We start from the raw sequence: 17407 nt of genomic DNA on the forward strand, positions 1-17407 counted from the left end.
CCCACCCCCTCAAGACACCGCGAGCACCTCTGCCAAGTCGTACCCCACCACCTCCTCCAGCTGCTCGTACGTGCAGCTCGTCGGTCCCCTGTCCGGGCGCCACCTGCGGAACTGCGTCGTGTGGCGGAAGCGCGTGCCCTCCATGTGGTCGTACGCGACCTCCGCGACCGTCTCCGGGCGCAGCGGCACCCACGAGTGGTCCTTCTTCGCCGACCAGCGGTTGACCGCGCCCGGCAGCCGCGCCGTCTCGTGGGCGCTCCCGTCCGCCCAGTCGGCCCACGGGTGGCCCGCCGCCGAATCCATCCGCAGCGGCTCCAGCTCCTCCACCAGCTCCGCGCGGCGCTTCGCGGTGAAGGCCGCGCAGACCCCCACGTGCTGGAGCACGCCCTCGGAGTCGTACAGGCCGAGCAGCAGCGAGCCGACCACGGGGCCGCTCTTGTGGAGGCGGTACCCGGCCACCACCACGTCCGCCGTCCGCTCGTGCTTGATCTTGTACATGACGCGGGTGTCGGGCCGGTAGGGGAGGTCCAGGGGCTTGGCGACCACCCCGTCGAGCCCCGCGCCCTCGAACTTCTCGAACCACTCACGGGCCAGCTCGGGGTCCGTGGTCGCGGGCGCCGGGTGGACCGGCGGCGCCGCGTCCGCGAGCGCCGCGACCAGCGCCGCCCTGCGCCGGTCGAACGGCACGGACAGGAGCGACGAGGAGCCGAGCGCCAGCAGGTCGAAGGCGACCAGGCTCGCCGGGGTCCGCTCCGCGAGCAGCCGCACCCGGGACTCCGCCGGGTGGATCCGCTCGGTCAGCCGCTCGAAGTCGAGCCGCCCGCCGTGCGCGATCACGATCTCGCCGTCGATCACGCACCGCGCGGGCAGGCTCCTCAGGACCTCGGGGACCAGATCGGGGAAGTACCTGGTCAGCTCCTTCCCGGTGCGCGACCCGAGCACCACCTCGTCGCCGTCGCGGTACACGATCGCCCGGAAGCCGTCCCACTTCGCCTCGTACTGCATGCCGGGCGGGATCTTCTTCACGGGCTTGGCGAGCATCGGCTTCACGGGCGGCATCACCGGGAGGTCCATGAGACGAGTCTGACCGATATGTGGCATATGTGCGCCCGGTCGGTTCCGGGGTTACGGTGGCGGGCATGGGCGCAACCGCGATCGAGCTGGAGGCGGGCGGACGGGCCGTACGGCTGTCCAGCCCCGACAAGGTCGTCTATCCCGAGCGCGGCTTCACCAAGCTGGACGTCGCGCACTACTACCTGGCCGTCGCCGACGGCGTCCTGCGCGCGCTGCGCGACCGCCCCACCACCCTGGAGCGCTTCCCCGACGGCCTCGCGGGCGAGTCCTTCTACCAGAAGCGCGCCCCGAAGAACCTCCCCGACTGGATCCCCACCGCCACCATCGCCTTCCCCAGCGGCCGCACCGCCGACGAGATCCGCCCCACCGAACCGGCCGCCGTGCTGTGGGCCGTGCAGATGGGCACGCTCACCTTCCACCCCTGGGCCGTGCGCGCCGCCGCCCCCGACCACCCCGACGAGCTGCGCATCGACCTCGACCCCCAGCCCGGCACCGACTTCCACGACGCCGTCGCCGCCGCGCACGAGCTGCGCGCCCTCCTCGACGAGCACGGGTTGCGCGGCTGGCCCAAGACCTCCGGCGGCCGGGGCCTGCACGTCTCCGTGCCGATCAGGCCCGAATGGACCTTCACGGAGGTCCGCAGGGCCGTCATCGCCACCGGGCGCGCGCTGGAGCGGCGCATGGACGGGCGGGTCACCACCGCCTGGTGGAAGGAGGAGCGCGGCGAGCGGATCTTCGTCGACTACAACCAGGCCGCCCGCGACCGCACGATGGCGTCGGCGTACTCGCTCCGCGCCCACCCCCGCGCCCAGGTGTCCGCGCCGCTGCGCTGGGACGAACTGGACGCGGCCGACCCGCGCGACTTCGACCTGGCGACGGTGCCGGGCCGGTACGCCGAACTCGGCGACGTGCACGCGGACATCGAGGACCACGCCTTCGGCCTGGAGGCGCTGCTCGCGCTCGCCGACGAGGACGAGCACGAGCGCGGGCTCGGGGACCTGCCGTACCCGCCGGACTACCCCAAGATGCCGGGGGAGCCCAAGCGGGTACAGCCCAGCCGGGCGAAGAAGCCGGACGCGCCCTGATCCGGCCCCGCCGCGAAGGGGCTCAGTCGGTGAACCGGGTCAGGACGCCGCCCAGCGACTCCCAGCCCTTCACGCTCGGCCCCCACGCCTTGCCGTCCCACCACTTGTGGAACAGCGCCGAGTCCGTGCCCGTCACGAACACGTCCAGCCGGTTCGGCTCCCAGGACACCGCCGCCGGATTGCCCGTGCAGATCCCGCCCAGCGACTCCCAGCCGACCGTGCTCGGACCCCAGGACTTCCCGTCCCACCACTTGTGGTGCAGCGCCGAGTCGGCGCCGACGACGAACAGGTCGAGCCGGTTCGGCTCCCAGGAGACCGCCGCGGGCGTCCCCAGGCACACCCCGCCCAGCGATTCCCACTGCTTGAGGCCCGGCCCCCAGGCGTTTCCGTCCCACCATTTGTGGTAGAGCGCGGAATCCGTGCCCACGACGAACAGGTCGAGCCGGTTCTGTCCCCAGGAAACCGCGACCGGCTGCCCCGTACAGATACCGCCGAGGGATTCCCAGACCTGGACGCTCGGTCCCCAGGCGTTTCCGTCCCACCATTTGTGGTACAGCGCGGAATCCGTGCCGACCGTGAAGAGGTCGATCCTGTTCGCGCCCCAGGAAACGGCCACGGGGCGGCCCAGACAAATGCCGCCGAGGGATTCCCAGCCCTTGAGGCTCGGCCCCCACGCCTTTCCGTCCCACCACTTGTGGAACATCGCGGAATTCGTGCCCGTGACGAACAGGTCGAGCCGGTCGGGACCCCACGAGACGGCTTCCGGATCGCTCGTGCAGATGCCGCCGAGCGATTCCCAGTCCTTGACGCCGGGACCCCAGGCGTTCCCGTCCCACCACTTGTGGAACAGCGCCGAGTCCGTGCCCGTCACGAACACGTCCAGCCGGTCGTGCGACCAGGCCAGCGCGGTCGGCCTGCTCAGGCACGTCCCGCCGAGCGACTCCCACTGCGTGACTCCGGGGCCCCAGGCGCCCTGCCACCACTTGTGGTGCAGCGCGGAGTCCGTCCCGATCCCGAACAGGTCGAGCCGGTCGGACTCCCACGACACGGCGGGCCCCGACGCGGCCGACGGGCCGTACAGCGCGTGCACGGCGGCGATGTCGTCGGTGCTCAGCCCCGTGCGCTGGCCGATCGTCACGCCCTGCACGGTCGGTACGAGGGTGTCCTGGCCGTTCTTGGAGAAGGCGTCGCGCGGGTAGTGCATGATCGAGCCGTAGTCGTACGGGCCGATGTCGTCGCCGTCCGACACGTGCTGGTCGAAGTTGTGCGCGAAGCCGTCGGTGATGTTCGCCCAGACGACCGTCACGAACCTGTCGCGGTCCTCGCGGCTCTGTTCGTGCCACAGCCCGACCGCGTGGCCGATCTCGTGGACGGCGTTGCCCGTCGAACAGCCGGGGCCCAGCGTGATGTTCTGCGCGCCGCCCTGACGACCCACGAACGACGAGCAGCCGCCGCCCGGCACGAAGCGCACGAAGTCGCGGAACTGCGCCGAGTTCTGCGGGGTCCTGCGCACGAACCGCATCCGCGTGCGGGCCTCCCAGTGCGCGATGGCGTCGGTCACCCGCTGCTGGTTCGGCAGCCCCGCGTCGATCTCGTACGGCACCAGCGCGCCCGCCCACCGGAACTGCTTGCCCGAGATCGCCACGGCCGACTGCGGGACCTTTCCCTCCGACTCGGCGCGCAGTTCCCTGGTGCGCTCGTCGACCAGGTCGGTCTTTCCGAGCACGATGTCGCCCTCGAATATCGCGAGACCGTCGATCTCCACGTACTGGACGGGCTTGGCCGCGAAACTGACGCCCTCGATCAGCGCGGTCCTCACCTCGCGCGAGGACCGGAATTCACCGTGCCCCTCACCCGCAACACTGGACTCTGTTCCGGACATGCGAACTCCCCCTCGTCCCGGTGATTCCGCCCGCGCGGAGCGAGCGCTATTTTGCGGAAAGTACTGAGGGAACCGACGGGCAACAAGGGCTCGGTGAGCGTATGCGCAACGTAGAAATCGCCGTCCGTCTCGCGCCGGGCGCCCCGGTGCCCGGCGCGCCCGTGACCCTGCGGGCCCGGGTGGAGGAGGTCACCGCGGCCGACGCCAGGGCCAGGGTGGTCTCCCAGACCTCGGTACGGGACGCGGACCTCGCCGCGGGGGCGGTGTTACGGCTCCGGGTGCCGCCGCCCGACCCCCGGGCGCGCTACACCGTGCGGGTCCACGCGGACCTCGACGGATCGGGGACGGTGGCGCGGGAGGACCTGGTGACCACGCGCGCGTGCCCGGTGCTGACGCACGGGCACGGGGACGCGGTGGAGGTGGAGCTCTCGGCGGCGTACCGCAACGGGTGAGGCGGCGTACCGCAACGGGCGGGGCGGCGTACCGCAACGGGTGGGGCGGCGCCCCGCGGGCACCGCCCCGCCCGCCCGACGTCACAACTCCTTGATCCGGACGTCCCGGTAGGAGATCACGTCCGTCGTGCCGTGCACCTGGAGCCCGAGGTAGCCGGAGGCGTACCGCCGCCCGTCCGTGCCCGGGTCGTCCGCGCGCGGCGGGCTGAACTCCTGGCCGCCCGCGTTGTCGAACTCGTTGATCAGGACGCCGTTGCGCAGCACCGAGTAGTGCTGGCCGACCACCCTGATCTCGTACTCGTTCCAGGTGCCCTTCGGCGTGACGCCCGCGCCCCCGAGGCCGACGCGGTCGAAGCCGTACACCGAGCCCGACTTGTACGCGTCGCCGTCGGGCCGGTCCAGGATCTGCAGCTCGTGGCCGTACTTGACGGCGACCCACTCGGGGCGCGGCTCCTCCGGGTGGTCGTGGACCTGGGGGAAGCGCACGAAGACGCCGCCGTTGGCGTTGCCCGTGCCCGGCGCGTCGTCCCGCCAGCGCAGCTTCAGCGAGAAGTCGCCGTACTTGCGCTGCGGGAACCACAGCATGCCCATGCCGGGCACCGAAGTGGAGCTGGTCATCGACCCGTCCGGGTTGAGGGCGAACGAACCGCCGCCCACGTGGCTCCACCTGGCGAAGGACGCCGGAGTGCCGTCGAACAGGTCGCGGTAGCCCGTGGTCTGCCCCGGCCTGCCGATGCCCGACTCCTTGGCCGCCCGGTACACCGCGCGCACCTCGCGCGCGTCCAGCACGCCCTCGGCGAGGAGCCGGTCGAGCACGCCGTCCACGTGCTTGAGGAACAGCGCGTGCGACGACCAGTCCTTCTCGTCCTCGATCAGCTCGTTCACCGTGCACCGCGAGCGGGTCATCCGGTTCGGCACGCCCGTGCCGACCGTACCGACGAAGACCGTCAACCGCTCGTCGTACTCAGGGCAGTTGGGGGACGGTACGCCACCTCCGGGCGCGACGGCGAACGACGCCTTCCTCGCCTCCGAGGTGTTGCCCGCCCTGTCGGTCGCCCGGTGTGCCACCGTGTGGTGGCCGGTCCGGTCCACGACGAGCGGGGCGGTGTACGCGAGGTAGGGGCCGCCGTCCAGCGAGTACTCGACCTCGGCCACGCCCGAGTCCGCGTCGGACGCCGTGACGGTCACCTTCGCGGCGCCGACGTACGCGCCGTCGGAGTTCCTGCTCCCGGTGACCGCCGCCGTGGTCACGGGCGGCGTGCGGTCCTCGACGGGCGGGGCGACGACCGTGAAGGCCGCCGACTTCTCTGCGGCGGTGTTGCCCGCCCTGTCCGTGGCCCGGTACCGCACGGTGCGGGCGCCCGGTTCACGTACCGCCACGGGACTCGTGTACGCCGTCCAGGCTCCCGGACCGAGCGCGTACTCGACGGAGTCGACGCCCGAGCCGGTGTCGGAGGCGCTCACGGTGACCGTGGCCGCCCCGACGTACTCGCCCTGGTCGTTGCGCTCTCCCGAGACCGTCGCCGAGGTCTCCGGCGGCGTCTGGTCGTCGGTCGGCGGGGCGACGACGGTGAAGGCCGCCGACTTCTCGGCGGCGGTGTTGCCCGCCCTGTCCGTGGCCCGGTACCGCACGGTGTGGGCGCCCACCTGGTGGACCATCACGGCCGTGGTGTACGGCTGCCAGGCACCCTGGTCCAGCGCGTACTCGACCCGGTCGACGCCCGAACCGGAGTCGGTCGCCGTCACGGTCACGTGCGCCATGCCGACGTACGCGCCGTCCGCGTCCCGCTCGCCCTCCACCTTCACCGAGGTGTCCGGAGCGGTGGTGTCGGAGCCGCCGCCGTCCGTCACCGTCAGGACGCCCTGCATCGCGCCGTGCCCGGGGATCGTGCAGTGGAAGCGGTAGCGGCCCGGGGTGAGCGTCACCTCGGCGGTGTGCTTCCCGCCCTGGTCGTCACCGGGGTTGGCGAGCACGTTCAGCCGGACGTCGCTGTTGTACTCGGGGTCGGAGACGTCGAACGTCAGGGTGTGCGGCATCGAGGTGGTGTTCCCCGTCGCCGTGCTGTTCTCGAAGACGATCGTGGTCTTCCCGGCCGTCGCGGTCGTCGGGAACGTCAGGTAGCGGTCGATCGGATCGCCCGCCGTCCAGGTCAGCACCTGCTGTGCCACCCGGTCGTCGCTCCGGCCGTACGCGGCGGTCGAGGTCGGCCCGAGCATCAGCAGCAGCGCGGCCGTCAGCGCCGTCCACAGGGTCAGGGGTCCGTGCCCGCGCATCCTCACGCCCCCTTCCTGGCCAGTTGACCGGCCGCCGGGGTCGGCCCGCCGCCCTTGTACGTGACGTGCCAGAGCGCCGACCCGGCGTCCGAGGTGAAGAAGCCGCGGCCGTAGTCCAGGACGTAGAGCGAGCCGTCCGGCGCGAACTTCCAGTCCATGAGGTTGCGGATGCCGCCCGCGCCCACGGGAACGATCCTCTTGAGCGACTCGGCGTGCACCGGCAGCCCGCCCCTGCCGGCCGTCCTGGGATCGGTGAGCACCGCGTGGCGCGGCTGGTCGCCGTCGTAGAAGTCGCCGACGAACCACTTGCCGTCCCAGTAGGCGGGCCACTTGCCGGGCGCCGCCGTGTTCGCGTCGTACCGGTAGACCGGGCCGTTCATGGTCGCCTGGCCGCCGCCCTTGAGCCAGGGCAGCAGCAGCTTCTGCTCGTCGAGCCGGTAGCTCGGCACGCCGTTCGCGTCGCGCGGGAAGTCGGGGCCGCCGCCCTGCGGGGAGTACCAGATGGTGTTGGGCGTGACGGGCGGCAGGTTCACCAGGCCGTCGTTGTTGGGCGACTCGTTCTTCGGCGCGGCGCAGTCGTACCAGCCCAGCGGCTTCGACGGGTCGGGGAGGTTCCGGTCGCGGTACGGCTGGTTGTTGCCCATGCAGTACGGCCAGCCCTGGTTGCCCGGCCCGGTGATCGCCGCGAACGTGTCGTACTTCGCGGGACCCCACGTGGTCGAGGGGGCGCCGGCGTCCGGGCCCACCCATCCCGCGTACAGGACGTCGGTCGACTTGTCGACGAAGATCCTCGCCGGGTTGCGCACCCCCATCACGTAGATCTCGCCCCGGGTCTTCCCGCCGCCCTCGTCGGCTTCCTCGCCGGTGAAGAGGTTGCCCGCGGGGAGGGTGTACGTCCCGTCGGCCTCCGGATGGATGCGCAGGATCTTGCCGTTGAGGTTGTTGGTGTTGCCCGAGGTGCGCCGGGCGTCGGCGAAGGAGAGGCCCTTGAAGTTCGGCTGCGGGTTGTTGCCGGAGTAACCCCCGCTGAATCCGGAGGAGTTGTTGTCGCCGGTCGCGATGTACAGGTTCCGCTTCGAGTCCCACGCCATGCCGCCGCCCGCGTGGCAGCAACTGTGGATCTGCACCGGCCACTTGAGCAGCACCTTCTCGCTCGCCAGGTCGAGCTTGTCGGTGGCGAGGTCGAGGGTGAAGCGGGAGACGTACCGCTCGGCCGTGTGCGTCTCGCGGTTGATCCTGGAGTGCGGCGTGTAGTGCAGGTACACCCAGCCGTTGGAGAGGAAGTCCGGGTCCAGCTCGATGCCGAGCAGGCCCTCCTCGTTCTTGGTCAGCTCGTCGCTGCCGCCCTTGTTGCCGAAGACGCTCAGGCCCCCCGCGTAGGTGACCTGCCCGGTCTTCGGGTCGTAGACGTGGACCTCGCCGGTGCCCTTGCCGACGTTGGGGTCGTTCCAGTCGGTGACGACGGGCCGGGAGGAGTCGGCGCCGCCGCGCCCGATGTAGAGCACGCGCCCGTCGGGGGCGGTCACCAGTCCGTGCGGCTCGCCGATCTGGTCGTTCAGGCCCGGCTTGTTGGGTCGGGTGACCCGCTCGGCGGTGTAGTTGGCGGTGATCGTCGCCCGGCAGTCGGCCTGCGAGAGCCGCGTCGTCCAGGCGAGGGCGCCGCGCAGGTGGTCGCGGAAGTCGGTCTCGTCGTAGGAGGAGGCGGTGCCGCCCATCGCGGTGTAGAAGGAACGGCCGCCGTCGTAGTCGCGGCACCAGGAGACGGGGTGGTCCCAGCCGTTCGCACCGGCGCCGGGCTCGTACGTCGACTCCCGGACGCGGGCGACGGTGTGGACGTCACCGGACGGGTTCTCGGCCCAGTTCAGCCACTTGTCGGGGCGCTTCCACTGGAGCGGGAGGCCCTTGGTCGCGGGGTGCCGCCGGTCGCCGACCTCGACGACCGCGCGCTGCGCGGTGGCGGGCGAGGCGGCGGGGCGGGCGCCGACGAGGCCGGTGAACCAGTCGGAGTACGGCTCGGTGCGCGCCGCGTCGTGGATGCCGAGGAAGCCGCCGCCGGCCTCCATGTAGGCCTCCAGGCCCGCTTCCTGGTCGGGGTCGAGGACGTCGCCGCCGCCGGTCAGGAAGACCACGGCGTTGAAGGTGCCCAGGCGCCGGGCGTCGGTGAAGACCCCGGCGTCGTCGGTGGCGACGGTCTTGAACCGCCCCGCGGCCGGTCCGGTCAGGCCGATCTGCTCGACGGCCGCGATCCCGGCGTCGACGGTCGGCGGCTCCTCGGTCGCCGACGCGTGGAAGACCAGCACCTTCACGTTCGCGCCGCCGGGCGGCGACGGCAGGGACAACGTTGTCGATCGGGCATTGGGCCCGTCCGGATAGGGTCTGGCCGATGCCGTCGTGGTGCCGCCGAGCAGGGATGCGGCCAGGGCGGTCGAGCCCAGGGCCGCCGCCACCGCGCGCATGTGGTGCATGTGTTCACCCACCCCTCATCGAGCAGTTCGGTTCGGTTCCGTCACACGCAGCGGTTGAAGCTAGACCTCTTTCGACGGCTCGCCAATAGGTATGACCGGAATGCCATGAACTTTGTCCTGAGCGTGGATAAACAGGTGCCCGGCGGCTACCGTGAGGCCGCGTCAGAGGGCGCACGCACCTCGGTCGACCCGTCATCCTCCGTACGGCAGTGGGGAGTTCGGCATGGACAGGCGGCACTTCAGCCGACGGATGCTCGCGGGCGGCGCGGCCGCGGCGGGCCTGACATCGTTATCGGCGGCCGCTCTGCCGCCCGTGGCGGCGGCGGGCGTTCCGGCCGCGGCGACCCCGCCGAAGACCGCACCGGCCGGCGGCGCCGTGCGCCATCTGCGGATGTACGCCGAGAAGTTGGCCGACGGGCAGCTCGGCTACGGGCTCGAACCGGGGAAGGCGACGGTCCCCGGGCCGCTGATCGAGGTCAACGAGGGCGACACCCTGCACATCGAGTTCACCAACACCCTGGACGTCGCGGCGAGCCTGCACGTGCACGGCCTGGACTACGACATCGCCAACGACGGCACCCGCATGAACCGCAGCCACGTCGAGCCCGGCGCCACCCGTACGTACACCTGGCGCACGCACCGGCCCGGCAGGCGGGCCGACGGCACCTGGCGCCCCGGCAGCGCGGGCTACTGGCACTACCACGACCACGTGGTGGGCACGGACCACGGCACGGGCGGCATCCGCAAGGGGCTGTACGGCGGGGTGATCGTGCGGCGCGAGGGCGACGTCCTGCCCGACAGGACGTTCACGATCGTCTTCAACGACATGACGATCAACAACAGACCGGGGCACCAGAGCCCGAACTTCGAGGCGACGGTGGGGGAGCGGCTGGAGATCGTCATGATCACGCACGGCGAGTACTACCACACGTTCCACGTTCACGGTCATCGCTGGGCGGACAACCGCACGGGCCTGCTGTCGGGGCCCGACGACCCGAGCCCGGTGATCGACAACAAGATCACGGGCCCGGCCGACTCCTTCGGATTCCAGTTCGTCGCGGGCGAACTGGCGGGCGCGGGTGCCTGGATGTACCACTGCCACGTCCAGAGCCACTCCGACATGGGAATGGCGGGGCTGCTGCTCATAGCGAAGCCGGACGGGACGATCCCGGGGTACGACCCGCACCACTGAGGCGGCCGGTGGCGGGGTCCGGGAGGGCGGACGCGGTTCGCGCGGGCGGTTCGCGGGCCGGCGCCGCGCCCCGCGCGGTCCGCACCCCCGCCCGGCGGGGCCGCCGCCGGGCGGGACGACGCGCCCGCGGGCGCCGTTCGACGGGGCGCCGCGCGTCGCGCGGGCGCGGATCGCGCCCCTGCGGGGACGGCGGCCCGGACCGGACCCACGGGCCCCGAAGGTCCGCCGCGCGCGGTCCGGGCCGCACCTGCGGGGCCGTACGCGCACGGAGTTCGCCCCGGGCCGACTCCCGGACCGGCTCCCGGGCCGACCGGACCGACTCAAGGACCGGCTCCTGGGTCGACTCAAGGACCGGCTCGCGACCGCCCCCGACGGCCCCGGTCGCCGGGTCCTCGCGGTTGCGCAGGGCCCTGGCGAGGCAGGTGCCTATGGTGACGGTGGCGGCAGTGGAGACGGCGAGGCCGAGCCACCCCGAGTCGAACCACAGGCTGCCCAGCGTCGCGATCGCCAGCAGGTAGCCCGACCACACCGCGCCCGCCAGCGCCGACCAGCAGAGGTAGCGGCGCTGCGACGCGGTCGACGCGCTGACGGCGAGCCCGACCAGCAGCCGCCCGCCCGGCACGAAGCGCGCGGCGACCGTCGTGCGCCCCAGCCGGTCCGCCAGCGCCCCGCGCAGCCGCAGGGCCGCGGCTTCGAGCCCCGGGTGGCGCCGGTGCAGGCGCCGGGCGAGCCGCAGCACGACGACGTCCCCGAGCATCGAGGCGAGGGCCACGGCGGAGCCGAACACGAGCACGGCGGCCCAGCTGGGCGCCGCCCACACGGCCGCGGCCAGCACGAGGGTGCCGCTCGGCAGCACCGGCAGCAGGGCGTCACCGATCACCGCGATCAGGGCGACGGCGACGATCAGCCGCGGGTCGAGCAGCAGGTCCGTACTCAGCTGGGGCAGCATGACGCTCACAATACTGAATGTTCATAAATTTATGAAGGTAAGGAATATTCGATACACTCCCTGGATGGGCATGCGCCCGCGTGCGCGGCCGTGCGCGCGGGTGAGCCTGGCGATCTTTGCCGAAGGGAGGCCCCGGGCGCAACGGATTTGAACGCGTTCTAGAGTGGGCTCCATGGTGGATGCGGACGCGGTGGTCGTGGGATCGGGCCCCAACGGCCTTGCCGCGGCGGTGACCTTGGCCGAAGCGGGGGTGCGGGTCACGGTCCTGGAGGCCGCCGACGCGATCGGCGGCGGCTGCCGCAGCGGCGAGGCCACCCTCCCGGGCCTGGTCCACGACCACTGCTGTGCGGTGCACGCCATGGGGGTCGGCTCGCCTTTCCTGGGTGCGCTCGACCTTAGCCGGTACGGACTCGAATGGGCCTGGCCCGAGGTCGATCTCGTCCACCCCTTGGACGCGGGCGCGGGAGCGCCCGGCGTCATGCGGCGCTCGCTCGCCGCGACGGCCGACGGGCTGGGCCCCGACGGCCCCGCCTGGCGCCGCTTGTTCGGGCCGCTCACCGAGGGCTTCGACGCGCTGATGACCGACCTCATGCGCCCGTTGGCCCACCTGCCCAGCCATCCGCTGCGGCTCGCCGGATACGGGCTCCGTGCCGCCGTCCCCGCCTCCGTGCAGCTGCGCCGCTGGCGCACCCCGGCCGCCCGCGCGCTCTTCGCGGGCGTCGCCGCGCACGGCTTCCACCCCCAGCACGCCCCGCTGACCAGCGCGATCGCCCTCATGCTCATCGCGGCGGGGCACCGGCACGGCTGGCCCGTCGCCCGCGGCGGCTCGCAGGCCGTCACCGACGCGCTGGTGCTGGCGCTCAAGGAGCGCGGCGGCACGGTCGAGACCGGCGTGCGGATCGACGACCTCGGCCAACTCCCGCCCTGCGACGCCGTCCTGCTCGACGTCGCGCCCGGCGCCGCCGTCCGCATCGCGGGCGACCGGATGCCGCCCCGGGTCCGCCGGGCGTACGCGCGCTTCCGGCACGCCCCCGGCGCGTTCAAGGTCGACCTCGCCGTCGAGGGCGGCGTGCCCTGGCGCGACGCGGCGTGCCGCTCGGCCGGGACCGTGCACCTGGGCGGGAGCGCCGAGGAAGTCGCCCGCACCGAGCGGGAGATCGGCCGGGGCCGGATGCCCGAGCGCCCGTTCGTCCTCGTCGCCCAGCAGTACCTCGCCGACCCCGGCCGCTCGCGCGGCGACGTCCACCCGGTGTACGCCTACGCCCACGTCCCGCACGGCTACCGGGGCGACGCCACCGAGGCCGTGCTGGACCAGTTCGAGCGGTTCGCGCCGGGGACGCGCGAGCGGGTCGTCGCGAAGGCGGTGCGCACCACCGCCCAACTGCCGCTGTACAACGCCAACTACGTCGGCGGCGACATCATCACCGGGGCCTGCACGCCGTTCCAGCTCGCGGTCCGCCCGCGCCCCGCCCTCGACCCGTACAGCACCGGCATCCCCGGTGTGTACCTCTGCTCGGCCGCGACCCCGCCGGGGACGGGCGTGCACGGCATGTGCGGGCACAACGCCGCGAAGTCCGCGCTGCGCGGCATCGCGCGCGCGTCGAGCACCTCGCGTACTTATCGGTAACGGCCCACGCGACGGGCGAACAGCGGGCACACTGGTATCCGTGAGGCAGTGGAAGCGGGTCCGCGACCGCCATGCGTCGTCACCGAACGTGATGGTTCGTCACGAAAACGCCCCATTGACCTTTCGTTGAGCTGGTGTTTATCGCCATGGGGGAGCGTGTCCGTCATGTCGATCACCACCACCTCGATCACCGGCATCACCCGCACCACCGTCCAGGACGGCGCCGCGACCGACCTCTCCTGGCAGGAGACGGCGCTGTGCGCGCAGGCCGGGCCGGAGTTCTTCTTTCCGGCTCCCGGGAGTTCCACCCGCGAGGCCAAGCAGCTCTGCGGAGCATGCGAGGGCAGGCGCGCCTGCCTGGAGTACGCGCTCGCCAACGACGAGCGGTTCGGAGTCTGGGGAGGCCTCTCGGAGAAGGAGAGGCAGCAGCTGAGAAGGGGCTGATCCATATATGGAGTACGACTACGTCGTAGTGGGCGCGGGGTCCGCGGGCTGTGTGCTCGCCGCGGGACTCTCCGCCGACCCCTCGGTGCGGGTCGCGCTGGTCGAGTCGGGCGGACCCGACCGCAAGCCGGAGATCGCGATCCCGGCGGCGTTCCCGAAACTCTTCAAGTCGCCCTACGACTGGGCGTACTCCACGGTGAAACAGCCCGGCCTCGCCCGGCGCGAACTCTTCTGGCCGCGGGGCCACACCCTGGGCGGCTCGTCCTCGCTCAACGCGATGATGTGGGTGCGCGGCCACCGCGCGGACTACGACGCGTGGGGCGAGGCGGCGGGGCCCGGCTGGTCGTACGACGCGCTCGAACCGTACTTCCGCAGGGCGGAGGGCTGGACGGGCGAGCGCGGCCCCGACTCCGTGTACGGCACCGCGGGGCCGCTCACCATCTCGCCGCCGCGCTCGCCGCACCGCGTCACGGCCGCGTTCGTGCGCGCGTGCCGCGAGTCGGGGCTGCCCTGGCTCCCCGAGCTGAACGTCCCCGAGCCTCAGGGCTGCGCGCTCACCCCGGTGAACCAGCGGCGCGGGCGCCGCTGGAGCGCGGCCGACGCCTACCTCAAGCCGCTGAAGCGGCGCCCCAACCTCGACGTGCTCACCGGAGTCCGGGTGAGCCGGGTCGAGTTCGACGGAGTGCGGGCGACCGGCGTGCGCGCCGAAGGCCGGCCGGGGGTGCTGCGGGCCCGCCGCGAGGTGATCCTCAGCGCGGGGGCCGTCGGCTCGCCGCAGCTGCTCCTCCAGTCGGGGATCGGGGCGCCGGACGACCTGCGGGCGGCGGGCGTCGAGGTCGTCGCCGCCTCCCCCGACGTGGGCCGCCACCTCCAGGACCACCTGTCGTACGCGGTGGTGATGCGCTGCCCCGACCCGGTCACGCTCACCGGGGCCGACACCCTGCCCAACCTCGCCCGCTTCCTCCTGGCGCGGCGCGGCCCGCTGACGTCCAACGTGGGCGAGGCGGTGGCCTTCCTGCGCAGTTCGCCCGAGCTGGCCGCGCCCGACATCGAACTCATCTTCGCGCCCGTGCCGTTCGTCGACCACGGCCTGGAGGCACCGACCGAGCACGGGCTGACGATCGGCGTGATCCTGCTCCAGCCGGAGAGCGAGGGCCGGATCACCCTGCCCGCGCCCGGCGAGGGCGGCGGCCCGCGCATCGACCCGGCGTACCTCACGGCCGACGCCGACCTCCCGCGCCTCCTGGCGGGGGTCCGGCGGGCCGAGGAACTGTTCGCGACGGGCCCGCTGGCGGCCTGCACGGCGGGCCCGCTGGGCCCGTACCCGGGCGTCACGGACGACGAGGCGCTGGCCGATTCGGTCCGGCGGTCCTCCCAGACCCTCTACCACCCCGTCGGCACCTGCCGGATGGGCACGGACGGGGCCTCGGTGACGGACCCCGCGCTGCGGGTGCGGGGCGTCGAGGGGCTGCGGGTGGTGGACGCCTCGGTGATGCCGAGGATCACCCGCGGCCACACTCACGCGCCCACGGTGGCGATCGCGGAGCGGGCCGTGGAGCTGATCACGGAGGCGTGAACGCCGTCGCGCCGCCGCCGGGTAGCCCCGGCGGCGGCGCGGTGCGGGTCGCCCCTGCGGCGGCGCCGCGGGTCGGTCAGGCGGCGCCGCGGTTTGGTCAGGCCTGGGCCCGCGCGGCGATCCGGGCCTTGCGGGCCGCCAGCTTCACGTCGAACTTGGCCGCCTCCGCGTCGAGTCCGCCCATGTACATCCCCAACTCCTCCTGGGCCTGGAGGCCTTCGGGGCCGAGCCCGTCGATGTCCAGGACCTTCAGGAAGCGGAGCACGGGCTGGAGCACGTCGTCGTGGTGGATGCGCAGGTTGTAGATCTCGCCGATCGCCATCTGCGCGGCGGCGCGCTCGAAGCCGGGCATGCCGTGTCCGGGCATCCGGAAGTTGACGACGACGTCGCGCACGGCCTGCATGGTGAGGTCGGGCGCGATCTCGAAGGCGGCGCCCAGCAGGTTCCGGTAGAAGACCATGTGCAGGTTCTCGTCGGTGGCGATCCGCGCGAGCATCCGGTCGCAGACCGGGTCGCCCGACTGGTGCCCCGTGTTGCGGTGCGAGATCCGGGTGGCCAGCTCCTGGAAGGCGACGTACGCCACGGAGTGCAGCATCGAGTGCCGGTTGTCGGACTCGAAGCCCTCGCTCATGTGCTCCATGCGGAACTGTTCGAGCTTGTCCGGGTCCACGGCCCGCGACGTCAGCAGGTAGTCGCGCATCACGATGCCGTGCCGCCCCTCCTCGGCGGTCCACCGGTGCACCCAGGTGCCCCAGGCGCCGTCGCGGCCGAAGAGGCTGGCGATCTCGTGGTGGTAGCTGGGCAGGTTGTCCTCGGTCAGCAGGTTGACGACGAGCGCGATCCGGCCGATGTCGGTGACCTTCGACTGACCCGGCTCCCACGCCTCGCCGTCCTCGAAGATCCCGGGGAAGTTCCGCCCGTCGCCGAACGGCACGTACTCGTGCGGCATCCAGTCCTTGGCCACCTTGAGGTGCCGGTTGAGCTCCTTCTCCACGACCTCTTCCAGCGCGTACAGCAGCTTGGCGTCGGTCCACGCCGCGGAACTGCCGAGGTTGGGTGAGGTGATCGTCACTGGGGCTCCTGGGGACGGGAAGCATTGGCTACCTACGCCTACGTAGGTTACGACACCGTAGGTTAAGCGCGGGGTAAGTCGCAACACTCGCTGACCAGCGGGGGAGCGGGGAGGTGCGGCGGGAAGAGGGCGCCGCGCAAGATCAGTTGGTGATTGTTTGGGGGGAATTCAATGGATCGGTCCCGGAAGGATGTCTCCTGGGCATCGACGGAATGCGCCCCTACCGGCACGTAACGTGCCCAAAACATGACCAAAAGAAAAAGCCGCCCGCGATGCGGGCGGCGGAGGTGGAGCGGTGATCTTCGGTGGATCTCCGGGTGCGGGACGCGGCGGGAGGCGTCAGGCCGCCTCGACGACCTCGGTGCGCACCGCGGCGGCCCATTCGACCAGCAGCTCCAGGTACGCCTCGCTGCCCACGCGCCCGCCCTCGACGAGGTCCCGGATCTCCTCGTTGATCACCGCAGCCGCGCGCGGCGCCATGGGGCGCGCGGCATTACTGTCAGCGGAAGTTGAGGGCATGAGCCCATTTTAGGCGGCCTACACGGCGTTCACGGCCGGTCGCGGTGTGACATCCCCCGCAGTACAGGGCCGTGTCCGGGGCGCGGTCACCGAGCCGTGGTGCTCCGTTGGCGGTGCGTCCCGCGCGGCGTCACGCGTTGTTCGGGTTGCTGGGGCGGGCGTTCACCGCGTCCAGGCAGCCGCGCACCCACGCGGCGGGCGAATCGTCGGCCTTCTTGCCCCCGTCGGCCGCCCAGCGCTCACAGCCCCCGGCCTTCGCCTCCCGCACCCTGTCGCCCGTGCGGTCCAGCTTGCGGACCTGCTGGCCCCGGTAGTACCCGGCCTCGTAGGCGACGTTCTCCGGACCACACCGGGTGGTCGTTGAACCGCGAGACGAGCGCCCAGGCGGCCGCGACGAGCACGGCCGCCGCGACCGCCGCGGCCAGGACGAGGTTCTTGCGGCGCGGGCCGCGGACGCGTGTGGGCAGATCGCCTGTGAGGACCATGCGGTCACTCTTCCAGACGGTTCGCACCGATGATCCACTGGGCCCTGCCGGACCGTCAGCAGCAGAAGACGGCGTCCAACGGCGCTGCGGCCGCCGGGGTGTTGGCGGGCGCGCCCCGGAGGAAGTCGGGCCACTCCACGGTCGCGGGCGCGGCGTTCTCGACGTTCGGATAGTCGGGGATCCAGCCCATCGCCGACGCCGGGCCCGCGGTGAACGCGAGCGCCGCCGCGGCCAGCAGGGCGGCCGAGGCCGTGTGGACGAGCCTCTTCTTCTTCGCGGTGCGCATGGTCGACCCCCGTGTCTTCGCCGTG

15 protein-coding genes are annotated in these 17407 nt (G+C 72.4%); 6 read left to right on the top strand and 9 right to left on the bottom strand.

The annotated features are described in order from the left end of the window. Positions 1-9: 9 nt before the first annotated feature. Positions 10-1074, bottom strand: coding sequence for an ATP-dependent DNA ligase (locus ACIBNE_RS01435; protein ID WP_399268235.1), 1065 nt, complete (start codon positions 1072-1074; stop codon positions 10-12). Between the two features lie 65 nt (positions 1075-1139). Between ACIBNE_RS01435 and ligD the strand changes: the two genes are divergently transcribed. Then, a complete protein-coding gene (ligD, locus tag ACIBNE_RS01440) occupies positions 1140-2159 on the top strand; it encodes a non-homologous end-joining DNA ligase (protein ID WP_399268237.1) in 1020 nt (339 codons plus the stop codon). 22 nt (positions 2160-2181) lie between these two features. Here ligD and legP read toward each other — a convergent pair whose 3' ends face one another. Then, positions 2182-4041, bottom strand: coding sequence for a Dot/Icm T4SS effector Zinc-dependent metalloprotease LegP (legP, locus tag ACIBNE_RS01445; RefSeq protein ID WP_399268239.1), 1860 nt, complete (start codon positions 4039-4041; stop codon positions 2182-2184). Positions 4042-4142: 101 nt separating this feature from the next. On the opposite strand from legP, the gene ACIBNE_RS01450 reads away from it, so the two are divergent. Then, a complete protein-coding gene (locus ACIBNE_RS01450) occupies positions 4143-4493 on the top strand; it encodes a hypothetical protein (RefSeq protein WP_399268241.1) in 351 nt (116 codons plus the stop codon). An 81-nt stretch (positions 4494-4574) separates the two neighbouring features. Here ACIBNE_RS01450 and ACIBNE_RS01455 read toward each other — a convergent pair whose 3' ends face one another. After that, positions 4575-6767 carry an OmpL47-type beta-barrel domain-containing protein gene (locus ACIBNE_RS01455; RefSeq protein ID WP_399268243.1) on the bottom strand — a complete coding sequence of 731 codons (2193 nt, stop codon included), beginning with the start codon at positions 6765-6767 and terminating at the stop codon, positions 4575-4577. A 2-nt stretch (positions 6768-6769) separates the two neighbouring features. Beyond that, positions 6770-9232, bottom strand: coding sequence for a ThuA domain-containing protein (locus ACIBNE_RS01460; protein WP_399268245.1), 2463 nt, complete (start codon positions 9230-9232; stop codon positions 6770-6772). Positions 9233-9455: 223 nt separating this feature from the next. Here ACIBNE_RS01460 and ACIBNE_RS01465 point away from each other — a divergent pair, with 223 nt between their 5' ends. Next, complete coding sequence (locus ACIBNE_RS01465) at positions 9456-10424, top strand: multicopper oxidase domain-containing protein (RefSeq protein WP_399268247.1); 969 nt, start codon at positions 9456-9458, stop codon at positions 10422-10424. Here the strand turns inward: ACIBNE_RS01465 and ACIBNE_RS01470 are convergent. Further along, positions 10375-11373 (bottom strand): hypothetical protein, encoded by a 999-nt coding sequence (locus ACIBNE_RS01470; RefSeq protein WP_399268249.1) that lies wholly within the window; start codon positions 11371-11373, stop codon positions 10375-10377. The genes ACIBNE_RS01465 and ACIBNE_RS01470 overlap by 50 nt on opposite strands. A 172-nt stretch (positions 11374-11545) precedes the next feature. Here ACIBNE_RS01470 and ACIBNE_RS01475 point away from each other — a divergent pair, with 172 nt between their 5' ends. From ACIBNE_RS01475 to ACIBNE_RS01485, 3 genes are all read left to right on the top strand, one after another. Then, positions 11546-13000 carry a phytoene desaturase family protein gene (locus ACIBNE_RS01475; RefSeq protein ID WP_399268251.1) on the top strand — a complete coding sequence of 485 codons (1455 nt, stop codon included), beginning with the start codon at positions 11546-11548 and terminating at the stop codon, positions 12998-13000. A 165-nt stretch (positions 13001-13165) separates the two neighbouring features. Beyond that, positions 13166-13444, top strand: coding sequence for a WhiB family transcriptional regulator (locus ACIBNE_RS01480; protein WP_399268253.1), 279 nt, complete (start codon positions 13166-13168; stop codon positions 13442-13444). Between the two features lie 7 nt (positions 13445-13451). Further along, positions 13452-15020: a GMC family oxidoreductase gene (locus ACIBNE_RS01485; RefSeq protein ID WP_399268255.1), complete on the top strand. Its 1569-nt coding sequence runs from the start codon at positions 13452-13454 to the stop codon at positions 15018-15020. Positions 15021-15117: 97 nt separating this feature from the next. On the opposite strand, the gene ACIBNE_RS01490 is transcribed toward ACIBNE_RS01485, so the two are convergent. The 4 genes from ACIBNE_RS01490 to ACIBNE_RS01505 all read right to left on the bottom strand — a co-directional run bounded on the left by ACIBNE_RS01490 (position 15118) and on the right by ACIBNE_RS01505 (position 17382). Continuing rightward, positions 15118-16092, bottom strand: coding sequence for an acyl-ACP desaturase (locus ACIBNE_RS01490; RefSeq protein WP_399268257.1), 975 nt, complete (start codon positions 16090-16092; stop codon positions 15118-15120). 339 nt (positions 16093-16431) lie between these two features. Then, positions 16432-16611: a hypothetical protein gene (locus ACIBNE_RS01495; RefSeq protein ID WP_399268259.1), complete on the bottom strand. Its 180-nt coding sequence runs from the start codon at positions 16609-16611 to the stop codon at positions 16432-16434. A 130-nt stretch (positions 16612-16741) separates the two neighbouring features. Continuing rightward, positions 16742-16879 (bottom strand): hypothetical protein, encoded by a 138-nt coding sequence (locus tag ACIBNE_RS01500; protein ID WP_399268262.1) that lies wholly within the window; start codon positions 16877-16879, stop codon positions 16742-16744. Between the two features lie 272 nt (positions 16880-17151). Next, positions 17152-17382, bottom strand: a complete 231-nt coding sequence (locus tag ACIBNE_RS01505; RefSeq protein WP_399268264.1) for a hypothetical protein — start codon at positions 17380-17382, stop codon at positions 17152-17154. Positions 17383-17407 lie beyond the last annotated feature (25 nt).

This window comes from Streptomyces sp. NPDC050504 (assembly GCF_044458065.1).
Taxonomy (GTDB): domain Bacteria; phylum Actinomycetota; class Actinomycetes; order Streptomycetales; family Streptomycetaceae; genus Streptomyces.